Genomic DNA, 14,536 nt, shown 5'->3' on the forward strand with positions numbered 1-14,536 from the left:
CTTCCCCTCGCCCAAAGTCGCCGCGAATGGAGCGCCGTGAGGCGACGCGCTTCCCTTCGCACGGGAAGCGAAACAACACATTTGCGCCTCGCGGCGCTCCATGCCCCTCACCTTTTCAAGGGGCACGATTGAAAGCTCACCTCGCGCGAAGCGCGAGAGCGAATGCGCGTGGCTGTTTGAAATTTGAATCGGAGTTCGAGACGAGGCGGGATGCCTCAGCACACCCACTCGTCGTCCCCGCTTTCGCGGGGACGACGAGGAAAGAGATTTCGCGCAACAGCCACCTACGCCGCCATTGTCTCGCGCGGACGATAGATCGCAATGTGCTGGCAATGCGCGATCGGCTTTGAGCCGTTCGCCACGATCAGGCCGTCGAGCTCTACGAACTTGTGGCCCTTGCGATCGTAGTTGCCGGTGACCTTCGCCCGCACGGTGAGTTCATCCTCAACCGACGCTGCCGCCAGATAACGGATGGTGCTGCCGACGTGAATCCACGGACCCAGGATGGCGTTCTCCATCAGCGCCCAGTTCATCGTCCGCAGCAGCATGCCGGTGTGAACGATCTTCTCATCGTCGTAGAGCGGATCGGTTTCGCGGGCATCGCGCAGATACTCGGATGAGCCATGTGCGCCCAGCGTGAACGGCGGAATGGCGAGCCACTTGCCGGTCTGATAGGTCTTTTCATCGGCGGGCGCATGCTTGCCGACGGGCGCCGCAACCTGAAAGTCTCCGAGCGAGATTTTCGGCGCATCGGACGGCATCGACGCCGTGCCGCTCGCGCACAGCTCGCCGCGGCTTTCGACCTTGATGGCGAGGCCGCCATCGATTTCCTCCGCCGTCACCACGGCGGTTTCGCCGTCATAAACCGGCTTGAAAAACCGGCCGTCCATCAGCCCGCGCTCCAGAAATGCCCGGCCCCATTTCGCCACCGGCATGTGGGTCATATAGGCGAAGACATCGACACCGGGGACCAGCCCGCCCTGAAACCCGAACCGGCGAGCGACCGAATCGTCGTGCATCTTGTTTTCGGAGTTCTTGGCGAGATTGTAGGCGTGGATGCTGTACGGCTTAAGCGCGGTCATCGTTTCCTCGGATTTTTACGTTATCGGCCCGGATGGTACGCAACAGCGGGACCAAGACAAGCCGCACCGCTGCATGCCTCGCAGTCCGCATCCTCCGTCTTCCACTCGCCATTTTGACGCCGTTAGGCTACCAGCAGCGCAAACCTGAATGGAACAACCTTGACCCCCGCCACCCGCATTTACGTCGATGCCGATGCCTGTCCGGTGAAAGATGAGATCTACCGTGTCGCCGCGCGGCACGGTCTGCCCGTCAGCGTCGTCGCGGGCAACTTCATCCGTGTGCCGAACGATCCGCTGATCGAGCGGATCGCCGCAGGCAGCGGCATGGACGCCGCCGACGACTGGATTGCGGAACGCGCGCAAAAAGGCGATATCGTCGTCACATCCGACATCCCGCTGGCGGCACGCTGCGTGAAGGCCGGTGCGGACGTGATCGCGCCAAACGGCAAGCCGTTCTCGGAAGAATCCATCGGCATGACGCTGGCGGTGCGCAATCTGATGACCGATCTGCGCTCCAGCGGCGAAGTTACCGGCGGGCCGCGCTCGTTTTCCCCGCGCGACCGCTCGGCGTTCCTGTCGGCACTCGACCAGACCATTCGCCGCATCCAGCGCGCAAGAGACCAGAAGTAAGGTATTCCGACGACATGGCGCCTCCCCTGATCCAGTTGAAAGACATCGCGCTCACCTTCGGCGGCACGCCGCTGTTGGCGGGCGTTGAGCTTGCCGTGTCCGCAGGCGAACGCGTCTGTCTGATCGGCCGTAACGGCTCCGGCAAATCCACGCTGCTGAAGATCGTCGCAGGCCTGGTCGAAGCCGATCGCGGCTCCCGCTTCGTACAGCCCGGCGCAACCATCCGCTACCTTCCACAGGAGCCGGACTTCGATGGCTTCAAGACGACGCTCGCCTATGTCGAGGCTGGAATGAATCCGGGGGACGATCACTATCAGGCGCAGTATCTCCTCGAACAACTCGGCCTGACCGGCACCGAGGATCCCGCCAATCTGTCCGGCGGCGAAGCGCGGCGCGCGGCACTGGCGCGCGTGCTCGCCCCCTCGCCCGACATCCTGCTGCTCGACGAGCCTACCAACCATCTCGATCTCACCACCATCGAATGGCTGGAAGGCGAACTCGCCAGCCGACGCAGCGCGCTGGTCATCATCAGCCACGACCGGCGGTTCCTCTCCAATCTCTCACGCGCCACGGTCTGGCTCGACCGCGGCGAAACCCGCCGCATCGAGAAAGGCTTCAGCGCCTTCGAGGAATGGCGCGACGAAGTGCTGGCGGAAGAAGAGCGCGACCAGCACAAGCTCGATCGCAAGATCGTCGCGGAAGAGCACTGGCTGCGCTACGGCGTCTCGGGCCGACGCAAACGCAACGTCAAGCGCCTCGGCAATCTGTTCGCACTGCGCGACCAGCGCCGGGACTATCGCGGCACCGCGGGCAAGGCGAATCTCGCCGCCGCCGAGGCCGATTCCTCCGGCAAGCTGGTGATCGAGGCGAAACACATCGGAAAATCATACGGCGAACGGCCCATCGTCGATGACTTCTCCATCCGCGTAACGCGGGGCGACCGCATCGGCATCATTGGCCCTAATGGCGCGGGCAAGACCACGCTGATCGGCATGCTGACGGGAACCGACGCACCGGACACCGGCACGATCCGCCTCGGCGCCAATATCGAAATGGCGACCCTCGACCAGCATCGCGAAAGCCTCGATCCCAAAACGACGCTGGCCGACGCCCTGACCGGCGGACGCGGCGACAGCATCATGGTCAACGGCAAGCCGAAACATGTCATCGGCTACATGAAGGACTTCCTCTTTCAGCAGGAGCAGGCCCGCACGCCGCTTGAGGTCCTCTCCGGCGGAGAGCGTGGACGCTTGATGCTGGCCCGCGCACTGGCCAAGCCATCGAACGTGCTGGTGCTGGACGAACCCACCAACGACCTCGACCTCGAAACGCTCGACGTTCTGGAGGAAATGCTCGGTGATTATGAAGGCACCGTCATTCTCGTCAGCCATGATCGCGATTTCCTCGACCGCGTCGTGACGTCCGTCATCGCCCCAGAAGGCGACGGCAAATGGATCGAGTACGCCGGCGGCTATTCCGACATGCTGGCGCAACGCGGCGCAGACCTGCAGGAAAAGGCCATCAAGGCGGCGGCCACCGAAACGTCCAAGGCCGCAAAAAGTGCGGCTCCTGCGCCGGTGACGGCTGCCAAACGACGCCTCAGCTTCAACGAAAAGCACGCGCTGGAGACGTTGCCGAAGACGATGGCCAAGCTTCAGGCCGAGATCACAAAGCAGCAGAAGCTGCTCGATGATCCTGAACTCTACGCAAAGGATCGCAAAAAATTCGATACCGCTTCCGCTGCGATCGCCAAGGCGCATGCCGAGCTGGACGCGGCCGAAGAAAAGTGGCTCGAACTTGAAATGCTGCGCGAGGAAATCGAGAGCGGGGTTTAGCGCTTCAGGTAGTTCAGCGCGCCACGCCCCGCCGCAGCGCCAGTCGCAAAGCACGCCTGCAACAGGTAGCCGCCGGTCGGCGCCTCCCAGTCCAGCATTTCGCCGGCAACAAATACGCCGGGAAGCTTGTGCAGCATGTAATGCTCGTCGATCTCATTGAAGGTAATCCCGCCTGCCGTCGAAATTGCGCGCTCAATCGACGCAACGCCGGTAAGCTTGACGGGAACGGCGTTGATAAGGGCGGCGAGTGTTTCTGAATCCATCGCAGATAGATTTAGTCCCGCAGCAATTGTTGCTTCCTGCAACAACCCGATAGCAACCGGCGAAAGACCCGCGGCCTTTCTTAGATAAGTCGACATCGACTGCTTCTGTCGCGGTGCGCTGACGCGCGTGGTCAGATCGGATTTGGCGAGGTCAGGCCGCAGCGCGATATGGAGGACAGCCTCGCCATGCGCCAGCACCGCATCGCGGATCGGAGCCGACAGCGCATAGATCGCACCACCCTCAATACCCTCGCGTGTGATCGTCGCCTCGCCGCGCATCGTCTCTCCGCCGAACGATAACGCAACACCCTTCAATGGCTGTCCCTCAAAGCGGTTGCGGAACAGATCCGACCATCCGACGCGGAAGCCGCTGTTGGCCGCACGCAGCGGTGCAATCTCAACGCCCTTCGCCTTGAACGAATCGATCCAGCCACCATCTGCACCCAACTTGGGCCAACTTGCGCCGCCAAGCGCGATCACAGCCGCATCAGGCTTGAGCGACGTCAGACCTTCGGGTGCCTCGAACTGCAACTCACCATTCGCGCTCCATCCCGTCCAGCGATGACGAAGCGCCAACTGAACCCCCGACTGGTCGAGACGCCGCAGCCACGCGCGCAGCAACGGCGATGCTTTCATGGCTTGCGGAAATATCCTTCCGCTCGACCCAACGAAGGTCGGCTGGCCGAGAGCTTCGCTCCAGGCGCGCAGTGCATCGGGAGGAAATGCTTCGATGGCAAACCGGAGATGCGGCATGGCTTCGCGGTAGCGCTGGAGGAATTGATCCAGCGGTTCGCTGTGGGTGAGATTGAGGCCGCCGCGTCCCGCCAGCAGAAACTTGCGTCCCACCGATGGCATACACTCATAGACGGTGACGCGCGCACCACCCGCCGCCAAAACTTCAGCCGCCATCAGCCCCGCAGGACCGGCACCGATGACAGCGACATCCAAGTTGCTTAACCGCCCATCGACGGCAGCTTGATGCCCGCGGCCTTGGCGGCCTGTTCGACATACTTGAAGGTCTGGAAGAACGCACCGCCAAGATCACGCGCCGTCGACATGTCGCCGATCTTCGCAAAGTTCGCCGCGATGGCGTCAGGCGTCCACTGATCCTGCGGCAGGTTGAGACCTTCGGTCTCGACCACCTTGATCACCGCGAACGAACCTGCGCCCGCGCCCATGATGGTCCGGGTCGGCGCATCTTCGCTCAGCAGATAAAGCACCGCGGGCGTGATCGCTTCAGGCTTCATCAGCGCGAGGATCTCCGGACCGATCAAACCCTCTGTCATGCGCGTCGCAGCCGTCGGAGAGATCGTGTTGACCTTGATGTTGGTCTTGCGGCCCTCCTCGGCAAGGACGTTCATCAGTCCGACCATACCCGCCTTCGCGGCGGCGTAGTTCGCTTGCCCGAAGTTGCCGAACAGGCCTGACGACGAGGTCGTGACAACGATGCGGCCGTAGTTGCGCTCACGCATGCCGTCCCACACAGCGCGGCAGCAGTTGAACGTGCCGGTCAGATGCACGGCGATCACCTTGGCGAAATCGTCCGGCTCCATTTTAGCGAAGGACTTGTCACGCAGGATTCCAGCGTTCGCGACCATCAGATCGACGCTGCCCCATTTCATCGAGGCGCGGGCGACCATCTCCTTGACCTGCTCGAAGTTCGAGACGTCCGCGCCGTCGGCCATTGCCTCGCCGCCCGCCTTGCGGATCTCTTCCACGACCGCTTCAGCCGGACTGACCGAACCGCCGCTGCCGTCGCGCGCCGCGCCCATGTCGTTGACCACAACCCGCGCACCGAGTTTTGCAAGACCGAGCGCATGTGCGCGACCGAGCCCTGCGCCAGCACCGGTCACAACCGCAACGCGTCCATCGAATCTGATTGCCATGATCGTCCCTTGAGTTATGCGAAGAAATGCATTCCGAGCCAGTCCGCGACCAGTGCAGGCTTTGGTTCGCCTTCGATTTCCAGCGTCGTATTGGTACGCGCCAGGAGTTCCTTCGGCGACTTCATGGTCGCTTCAGATAACACGAAACGCGCACGCACGCGCTTGCCGGCCCGCACGGGCGTGAGAAACCTGATTTTGTCGAAGCCATAGTTGATCGACATCGCCGCGCCGTTCAGCGTTGGCATGGTGGCGTAGGCAAGCTTAGGCAGAACCGAGAGCGACAGGAAGCCGTGCGCAATGGTACCGCCGAATGGCGTTTCACGCTTTGCGCGCTCGGGATCGATGTGAATAAACTGAAAATCTTCGGTCGCGTTGGCGAAAGCGTCGATCTGCTTCTGATCGACGGTATGCCATTCCGAAACGCCGAGTTCGGTGCCCACGAGTTTCAGGTAGTCTTCCAGATCCATCGCAACGCCCATCGGCCATTCCCTCAAATTCAAGCTGGGTTGGCACATTCCACAGATCAGCGGTCCGGCCAAGCGAAATTTGCGGACAAACGCCAATACTCAGGCGTGTTCACTCCTTGCCGGAAACAGCGCCTGGACACCGTTTCAAACAAGCTGCGGATGGGAGATATGCCTGAAAATCGACCGGAGTTGTTACCGTACGGCGCTCTGCCCGACCTGCAATTCCGGAAAATCCTCCTCGCGGAATTCCTGGCCGCGTAACGCGTCCTTGCGGTCATTGTCGTGCTCGAGGCGGCGAAGCTGAACGCGGCGAATCTTGCCGGAAATGGTCTTCGGAAGTTCCGTCACCAGTTCGATGCGACGAATGCGCTTGAACGGCGCGAGCCGCGAGTGAACGTACTTGAAGATCGAAAGCGCCGTGTCCCGCGTAATCGCGGTGTCCGGCACCAGCGAGACATAAGCTTTGGGAAGCGCGAGACGGATCGGGTCCGGCGTCGGCACCACGGCCGCCTCAGCGACGAGTTCATGCTCCAGCAACACGCTTTCGAGCTCGAACGGGCTGATCCGATAATCAGACGATTTGAACACGTCATCGGAACGACCGACGAAGGTCAGGTAGCCATCATCATCGAGGAACACCACGTCGCCGGTCTGATAGACCTCGCCGTCCGCGCCCTTCGGTTTGCCGTCCTCGCCCTGATAGCCAAGCATCAGCCCCGTCGGACGACTGGCGCCCAGCAAGAGTCGCACTTCGCCCTCTTTCGCGAGGTTGCCATCGGCGTCAGCTACCTGAACCTGGTAGCCCGGCATCGGCCGTCCCATAGAACCGACTTTCACGGGCTGTCCCGGCGAATTGCCAGCCAACGCCGTTGTCTCAGTCTGGCCGTACCCGTCGCGGATCGTCAGCCCCCACGCCGCCTTGACCTGATCGATCACCTCCGGGTTAAGCGGCTCGCCGGCGCCACAAACTTCGCGCACCGAGACCTTGTAGTCAGCAAGCCGCTCCTGAATGAACAGCCGCCATACGGTTGGCGGCGCGCACAGCGTCGTCACGCCACAGCGCGCAACCGTGGCCAGCAAACCTTTTGCATCGAAACGCGGCTGATTGACGATGAAGATCGTCGCGCCCGCATTCCATGGCGAGAAGAAACAACTCCACGCATGCTTGGCCCAACCCGGCGACGAAATATTGAGATGAACGTCGCCCGGCTGAAGTCCGAGCCAGTACATGGTGGAGAGCGAACCCACCGGATAGCTGCTGTGGCTGTGCAGCACGAGTTTCGGCTTGGCCGTGGTGCCGGACGTGAAATACAGCAGCATCGGATCGTTCGCGTTGGTCGCGCCGTCCGGCGTGAATGTATCCGGATAATTCGCTGCATCCTCGAACCGCCGCCAGCCTCTATGCTCGGACGTGGCCGCGACGACAATCTTGGTGAAATCCTCGCCGCCGAGGCCTTCGAATTTCGCCACCTGATCCTGCGTGGCGACGACGACCTTTGCCCTGCCGCGATCCAAGCGATCTCGCAATTCATCTGCCGTAAGCAATGTCGTTGCCGGGATGACGATGACGCCCAGCTTCATGGCGGCCAGCATCGTTTCCCACAACGGCACCACATTGCCGAGCAGCAACAGCAGATGGTCGCCGCGCTTAAGGCCGAGATCGCGCAGGAAGTTCGCGGTCTGGTTAGAGCTGCGCGACAACGCCGCGAACGATAGTTTCGTCTCGGTGTTGCTGGCGGCATCGACAATCCAGAGCGCCGTGCGGTCGCAGCTTTCGGGATTGCTGGCCAGACCAGCATCAAACCAGTCGAGCGCCCAGTTAAACTGCTTCTCGTCCGGCCAGCGAAACCCCGCAATGGCCTTGTCGTAGTCGGTACGATGTTTGAGCAGGAAAGCGCGCGCGTCCTGGAATGTCGTCATCAAGGAACCCTATTTCGCCAGCCCACGAACATGCTTGATGATACCGGAAAAATCGACGCCGCCGTGGCCGGCTTTCTCGAAGGCATCGTAGATGCTCTCCGCATGTGCACCGAGCGGCGTCGCCGCACCGGCGGCTTTCGCAGCTTCCTGCGACAGACGCAAATCCTTCAGCATCAGCGCGGCTGCGAACCCCGGCTTGTACTCGTTGTTCGCAGGCGAAGCCGGGACCGGACCCGGGACCGGGCAATACGTGGTCAGTGACCAGCACTGGCCCGACGAAGTTGAGGCCACGTCGAATAGCGCCTGATGCGACAGGCCGAGTTTCTCGCCGAGTGCGAAGGCCTCCGATACGCCGATCATCGAGATGCCAAGGATCATGTTATTGCAAATCTTGGCCGCCTGCCCCGCACCCGCTTCGCCACAATGGACAACTTTCTTGCCCATGTTTTCCAGAACGGGCTTCGCAGCCGCGAATGCCGCAGTGGTCCCACCGCACATGAATGTCAGCGTCGCGCCCTTCGCGCCGCCGGTACCGCCGGACACCGGAGCATCGATCGAGGGCAAATTGTGTTCGGTTGCGTGAGCGTGCGCAAGCCGCGCGCTCTCCACGTCGATCGTCGAACAATCAATCATCAGCGTGTTCTTGCCGACCGACGGAATGATCTCTTTCCACACGCCCAGAACATGCTTGCCTGCGGGCAACATCGTGACGACGATCTGTGCGTCCTTTACGGCTTCAGCCGCACTCGCCGCAATACTGACGCCATCTGCTTTGGCCGCGTCCTTGGACGCCTGCGCGAGGTCGAACCCCTGAACCTTGTGCCCAGCCTTGACGAGGTTGGCCGCCATGGGTCCACCCATGTTGCCAAGACCGATGAATGCAATGTTTGCCATTTCCTGCCCTCGTTATCGTTGTTCAGTGACGTCAGTCTGGAAAGACCAGCTTGTATTTTCCGTTCGGCGCGAAGTACTTCTCGACGATCTCAGGCGTGACATCCTCGATCCGCGACGGCGACCATTTCGGGTTGCGGTCCTTGTCGATAATGGCTGCGCGAACGCCCTCGACAAATTCAGAGCTCGTGAAAACCGCCAGCGCTGAATTGTATTCGCGAACGAGGCTTTCCTTAAGCGACTTGGAGGTGCGCGCGCGGCGAAGCAGTTCTAACGTCACCTTGAGGGCAGTCGGCGATTTCTCCGACAGCGCCCTCAGCGTCGCCAGCGCAAATTCCGAACCATCCTGCTTGAGGGCCGCCACGATCGCTTCCATTGTATCGTGGGCGAAGACCCGATCGATCTGCTCGCGATGGGTTGCAACCGGCGCCTGAATATCAGCAGCCGCATATTGCGCCATGATCGCGCGGACATCGTTGCTGGTCGCCCGCAACGGCGCATTGGTCAGCGCATCGCGAAGCCCCGCCCAGTTACTCGATGTAATCAGAACATCCGCCGCACCTGCATAGACCGCATCAGCGCCCGTCATGGTTTGCCCCGTCAAGGCAAAGTAAGTTCCAATTTCGCCGGGAGCGCGTGACAACAGCCACGTCCCGCCCACGTCCGGGAAGAAACCCAGACCGACTTCAGGCATCGCCATTTTCGTCTTGTCGGTTACGATCCGATGCGCACCATGCGCCGACAGCCCGACCCCGCCGCCCATGACGAGGCCGTCCATGTAGGCGACATAGGGCTTCGGAAACTCGGGAATGCGGGCATTCAGAATGTATTCCTCACGCCAGAAGACCGGCCCAAGATCGCCGCCTGCCTTCGCACTTTCATAGAGCCCGCGAATGTCGCCACCGGCGCACAGTCCGCGCTCGCCCGCACCTTCCAGTAGAACCAGTGACACTCCGGGATCCGCCTCGAATTCATCCAGCGCAACAACGATCTCGCGCGTCATCTCGAGTGTCAGCGCGTTGATCGCCTTCGGCCGGTTCAGCCGAATGATCCCGGCCGCGCCTTCGCGGCAAACGATCAGGTCCTTTTCCGGTGATTCAGCCATCGCCGCATGCGCGCTCATCGCGCACCTTCGATCAGCTTGCGCGCAACGATGACGCGCATGATTTCGTTTGTCCCTTCAAGAATTTGATGCACACGCAGATCCCGTACAATTTTCTCGACGCCGTATTCCGACAGATAGCCATATCCACCGTGCAGCTGCAGCGCCTGATTGGCGATTTCGAAACCGGCATCGGTGCCGAAGCGTTTGGCCATCGCGCAAAGCATGGTCGCGTCCGGATCCTTGCGGTCGAGCGACGCGGCAGCCCGCCACAAGAACGTGCGCGCTGCTTCCAGCTCGATGGCCATATCGGCGAGACGGAACTGCAGCGCCTGGAATTCGTCGAGCCGCTGACCGAACGCCCTGCGCTCCCTCAGATAAGCGAGCGACTTGTCGAGCGCGGACTGTGCTCCGCCGAGCGAACATGCCGCGATGTTAAGGCGTCCACCGTCAAGGCCGGACATGGCAATCTTGAAGCCGATGCCCTCCTCGCCGATACGATTAGCGACGGGAACCCGCACATTCTCGAAGATCACCGCGCGGGTCGGCTGGGCGTTCCAGCCCATCTTGCGTTCATTGGCGCCGAAGGACAGGCCCGGCGTATCGCCCTCGACCACCAGCGTGGAAATGCCGCCCGCACCATTGCCGCCGGTGCGCGCCATCACGACATAGATGTCGCTCTTTCCCGCGCCGGAGATGAACTGCTTCTGACCGTTCAAGACGTAATGATCGCCGTCGCGCACCGCGCGCGTGCTGAGTGCCGCCGCATCCGAGCCTGCACCCGGTTCGGTAAGACAATAGCTCGCCAGCAATTCCATTGTGCAAAGACGCGGGAGCCACTTCTGGCGCTGCGCGTCCGAGCCGTAATGATCGATCATCCACGAGGCCATGTTGTGGATCGAGATGAACGCCGAAACGGTCGGACAGCCAGTTGCCAACGCCTCGAAGATCAGCGCTGCATCGAAACGCGTCAGCGCCGAGCCGCCGACATCGTCACGAATATAGATACCGCCGATGCCGAGCGCAGCCGCTTCCCGCATGACATCGACGGGAAAGAATTTTTCCTCATCCCATTTCAGCGCAAACGGCGCGATCTTTTCGGCGGCGAATTCGCGCGCCATGTCGCGAACCGCGATTTGATCCTCGGTCAGAGCGAATTGCATGGCGCGCTCGCTTGTTGATCTAGTTCATCGTCGGGATAGAGAACTCCGCACCGTCCTTGACGCCGGAAGGCCAGCGCGAGGTGACGGTCTTGGTCTTGGTGTAGAAGCGGATCGAATCCGGGCCGTGCTGATTGAGATCACCGAAGCCGGACTTCTTCCAGCCGCCGAAGGTGTAATACGCGATCGGAACCGGGATCGGCACGTTGATGCCGACCATGCCGACATTGACCTTGGCCGCGAAATCGCGCGCCGCGTCGCCATCGCGGGTGAAGATCGCAACGCCGTTGCCGTAGTCGTGGTCCGACGGGAGCGCCAGGGCTTCATTGTAGTCGTGGGCGCGCACTACCGACAGCACGGGGCCGAAGATCTCTTCCTTATAGATGCGCATGTCCTTGGTGACGTTGTCGAACAGACAGCCGCCCATGTAGAAGCCCTTCTCGTAGCCCTGCATCTTGAAGCCGCGGCCGTCGACGGCCAGTTTCGCGCCTTCCTTGATACCGATCTCGACGTAATCCTTGACACGTTCCAGCGCCGCCTTTGTCACCAGCGGGCCGAAGTCCGCGGACGGATCGGTCGAGGGACCGATCTTCAGGCTTTCAACCCGTGGAATGAGCTTTTCCATCAGGCGGTCCGCCGTGGTCTTGCCCACCGGCACCGCGACCGAGATCGCCATGCAGCGTTCGCCCGCCGAACCGTAGCCCGCACCGATCAGCGCATCGACGGTCTGGTCCATGTCAGCATCCGGCATGATGATGGCGTGGTTCTTGGCGCCGCCGAAGCACTGCGCGCGCTTGTTGCTGGCTGCCGCGCGCTCATAGATGTACTGCGCGATCGGCGAGGAGCCGACAAAGCCGACGGCCTTGATATCCGGATCGTCGAGGATGGCGTCGACCGCTTCCTTGTCGCCGTTGACGCAGTTCAGGATGCCAGGCGGCAAGCCCGCCTCGATCATCAGAGCGGCCAGCGCCATCGGCACGCCGGGATCGCGCTCCGAGGGCTTGAGGATGAAAGCATTGCCGCAGGCGATCGCGGGCGCGAACTTCCACATCGGGATCATCGCCGGAAAATTGAACGGGGTGATGCCAGCGACCACGCCGAGGGGTTGACGCATCGAATAGATATCGATTCCGGGGCCCGCGCCTTCGGTGTATTCGCCCTTCATCAGGTGCGGAATGCCGCAGGCGAATTCGACGACCTCGAGACCGCGCTGGATATCGCCCCGGGCGTCAGGAACCGTCTTGCCATGCTCGCGCGCCAGCAGATCGGCCAGCTTGTCGTAATCGCGCTGTACCAATTCAAGGAATTTCATCATCACCCGCGCGCGGCGCTGCGGGTTCGTGTTCGCCCACCCGACCTGCGCGGCCACAGCGTTTTCCACCGCAGCGCGCATCTCCGCCTTGGAGGCCAGCGCCACCTTGGCCTGCACCTCACCCGTCATCGGCTCAAACACGTCCGCAAAGCGGCCAGATGTGCCCTTGACTTCCTTGCCGCCAATAAAATGACCGATCGTGCGCATGCGTATCCTCCAAAAGCGAGTGTTTGGAAGCTTCTAGCACCGCAACAACCGGATTAGGAACCCGGTTCTGCGCACAGCACGGTGGCGTGCAATGCAAAGAGATGCTGCCGGGTGTTCAGTCCTCGGCCTTGGCTTTGGGCTTCTTCGTGCGCGGTTTTGCCGCGTTCTCACCCCGCAGCGCGGCGTGACGGCCGGCGCTGAGAATCTCATCCGAGAATTCGCCCGTTCCTGCCGCTCGCGCCAGAATCATCGCCCCCATAATGGTTGCAATAACAGCGATAGCTTCGCGGCGAGCCGTCTTTGCGGGCATATCCGGGGATTGCTCCGCAAGCATCGCGATCATGTCCTCGAGCTTGCTGGCGAAAGCCTTGCGCGTTTTTGGACTGGCCCGCGACACCTCGACGCCCAGCGACGGCAACGCGCAACCGTTACCAGCGTCATCGCGATGCTCAGCGGACAGATAGCCATTCACAATCGACGCTAGACGCTTGTCTGCCGGCGACTGCTCCGCGCGCTTGCGCCACCGCCCGGTGGTTTGCTGCATTGCGTGGGCGAAAGCCTCGCTGATGAGCGCGTCACGGGACGCAAAATGAGCATAGAATCCGCCGTGGGTCAGACCGGCTTCCTTCATCAACTCCGCAACCCCAAGGCTCGCCGCGCCACGTTCGCGCAGACGCACGGACGCGTTCTTCACGATCCGGTCGTGGGTTTCCGCCTTGTGGTCCTTCGAATAACGCATCACCGCCTCATCAGATGTCTCTGATCATATAATAACATGCCTTGCCGATAAAAGCGCCTGTTTCGCGGGAAAAATGGCTGCCATGCACGATATTTGACGACAGATAGTGGATCGCGCACCATCGCGTACATTGACATCCCCTCGCAACTGTCAGGCTTCAAAAAATGCAAACGATCAACGAATATTGCCACGTCACCCGCGGCGACAACGGCGTTGCACAATTGACCATCACCAACGCCGGTCCACTCAACATCATGAACTCGGCAGTGATCCATGGCGTTCGCGAAGGGCTGGAATTGCTGGGGAAGGACCGCGGCATCCACGTCCTGATCATCAGGGGTTCGGGCGAAAAGAGCATGATCGGAGGCGCGGACATCAAGGAAATGGCGACCCTCGATCAGGCCTCAGCTGAAAAATTCATCACCGGATTGCGTGATCTCTGCGAAGCTGTCCGGCAGTTTCCAACGCCGGTAATCGCCCGTCTGCGCGGATGGTGTCTTGGAGGCGGACTCGAGTTTGCCGCAGCATGCGATCTGCGGATCGCATCACAAGACGCGAAGTTCGCAATGCCGGAGGTCAAAGTCGGTATCCCCTCGGTGATCCATGCGGCCCTATTGCCAAGACTGATCGGCTGGGGACGCGCCCGCTGGCTTATTCTGACCGCTGCCACCATCGATGCGCCCACCGCACTGAACTGGGGACTGGTCGATCAGGTCGTTTCCGAGGCCGATCTTGATCAGGCAATAGCAACCGCAGCTACCGCGATCGCGGAATGTGGGCCCGAAGCCATGCGAAACCAAAAGGCGCTCTTGAGACAATGGGAAGAACTCCCGCTTACAGAATCGGTCAATCTCAGCGTCGAAGTCTTCGGAAAATCATTCCTGACCGGCGAACCGCAGCGCCACATGCAGGCATTTCTCGACAGACGAAAATAACTCATCCGACGCACGAAAATAACTCATGCGAGTTTTGGCATGCCAAGGCATGTTTTAAACGTCAGGCCGCTTGTCCGGACTCGATTCATGCTTTTATTGTCCAGAGG

13 protein-coding genes are annotated in these 14,536 nt (G+C 61.2%); 3 read left to right on the top strand and 10 right to left on the bottom strand.

Annotated elements, in window-relative coordinates; translation table 11 throughout:
• Positions 1-284: 284 nt before the first annotated feature.
• Positions 285-1,082, bottom strand: coding sequence for a hotdog fold domain-containing protein (locus BN32_RS07750; RefSeq protein ID WP_019197581.1), 798 nt, complete (start codon positions 1,080-1,082; stop codon positions 285-287).
• A gap of 159 nt (positions 1,083-1,241) precedes the next feature.
• On the opposite strand from BN32_RS07750, the gene BN32_RS07755 reads away from it, so the two are divergent.
• Positions 1,242-1,712, top strand: a complete 471-nt coding sequence (locus BN32_RS07755) for a YaiI/YqxD family protein (RefSeq protein WP_019197582.1) — start codon at positions 1,242-1,244, stop codon at positions 1,710-1,712.
• A 14-nt stretch (positions 1,713-1,726) separates the two neighbouring features.
• Entirely contained in the window at positions 1,727-3,547 is a 1,821-nt protein-coding gene (locus BN32_RS07760; protein WP_019197583.1) for an ABC-F family ATP-binding cassette domain-containing protein, read from the top strand.
• On the opposite strand, the gene BN32_RS07765 is transcribed toward BN32_RS07760, so the two are convergent.
• The 9 genes from BN32_RS07765 to BN32_RS07805 form a co-directional block, all read right to left on the bottom strand.
• Positions 3,544-4,758 (bottom strand): TIGR03862 family flavoprotein, encoded by a 1,215-nt coding sequence (locus BN32_RS07765; protein WP_019197584.1) that lies wholly within the window; start codon positions 4,756-4,758, stop codon positions 3,544-3,546. The genes BN32_RS07760 and BN32_RS07765 overlap by 4 nt on opposite strands.
• 5 nt (positions 4,759-4,763) lie before the next feature.
• Positions 4,764-5,696 (bottom strand): SDR family NAD(P)-dependent oxidoreductase, encoded by a 933-nt coding sequence (locus tag BN32_RS07770; protein WP_019197585.1) that lies wholly within the window; start codon positions 5,694-5,696, stop codon positions 4,764-4,766.
• Positions 5,697-5,710: 14 nt separating this feature from the next.
• Positions 5,711-6,175, bottom strand: a complete 465-nt coding sequence (locus BN32_RS07775) for a MaoC family dehydratase (RefSeq protein ID WP_019197586.1) — start codon at positions 6,173-6,175, stop codon at positions 5,711-5,713.
• Between the two features lie 180 nt (positions 6,176-6,355).
• Positions 6,356-8,083, bottom strand: coding sequence for an AMP-binding protein (locus BN32_RS07780; RefSeq protein ID WP_019197587.1), 1,728 nt, complete (start codon positions 8,081-8,083; stop codon positions 6,356-6,358).
• Between the two features lie 9 nt (positions 8,084-8,092).
• Positions 8,093-8,977, bottom strand: a complete 885-nt coding sequence (gene mmsB, locus BN32_RS07785; protein ID WP_019197588.1) for a 3-hydroxyisobutyrate dehydrogenase — start codon at positions 8,975-8,977, stop codon at positions 8,093-8,095.
• Positions 8,978-9,008: 31 nt separating this feature from the next.
• Entirely contained in the window at positions 9,009-10,097 is a 1,089-nt protein-coding gene (locus BN32_RS07790; protein WP_019197589.1) for an enoyl-CoA hydratase/isomerase family protein, read from the bottom strand.
• The gene (locus tag BN32_RS07795) at positions 10,094-11,239 is read right to left on the bottom strand and encodes an isobutyryl-CoA dehydrogenase (protein WP_019197590.1); all 1,146 of its coding nucleotides are present in this window, start codon (positions 11,237-11,239) and stop codon (positions 10,094-10,096) included. Before BN32_RS07795 ends, BN32_RS07790 begins: the two co-directional genes overlap by 4 nt.
• Positions 11,240-11,258: 19 nt before the next feature.
• The gene (locus BN32_RS07800; RefSeq protein WP_019197591.1) at positions 11,259-12,755 is read right to left on the bottom strand and encodes a CoA-acylating methylmalonate-semialdehyde dehydrogenase; all 1,497 of its coding nucleotides are present in this window, start codon (positions 12,753-12,755) and stop codon (positions 11,259-11,261) included.
• 115 nt (positions 12,756-12,870) lie between these two features.
• Positions 12,871-13,494, bottom strand: a complete 624-nt coding sequence (locus BN32_RS07805; RefSeq protein ID WP_019197592.1) for a TetR/AcrR family transcriptional regulator — start codon at positions 13,492-13,494, stop codon at positions 12,871-12,873.
• Positions 13,495-13,658: 164 nt separating this feature from the next.
• Here BN32_RS07805 and BN32_RS07810 point away from each other — a divergent pair, with 164 nt between their 5' ends.
• On the top strand, positions 13,659-14,429 hold the full coding sequence (locus BN32_RS07810; RefSeq protein WP_019197593.1) for an enoyl-CoA hydratase: 771 nt from the start codon (positions 13,659-13,661) through the stop codon (positions 14,427-14,429).
• Positions 14,430-14,536: the final 107 nt, after the last annotated feature.

The sequence above is a fragment of the Afipia birgiae 34632 genome (assembly GCF_000308295.2).
Lineage (GTDB): Bacteria > Pseudomonadota > Alphaproteobacteria > Rhizobiales > Xanthobacteraceae > Afipia > Afipia birgiae.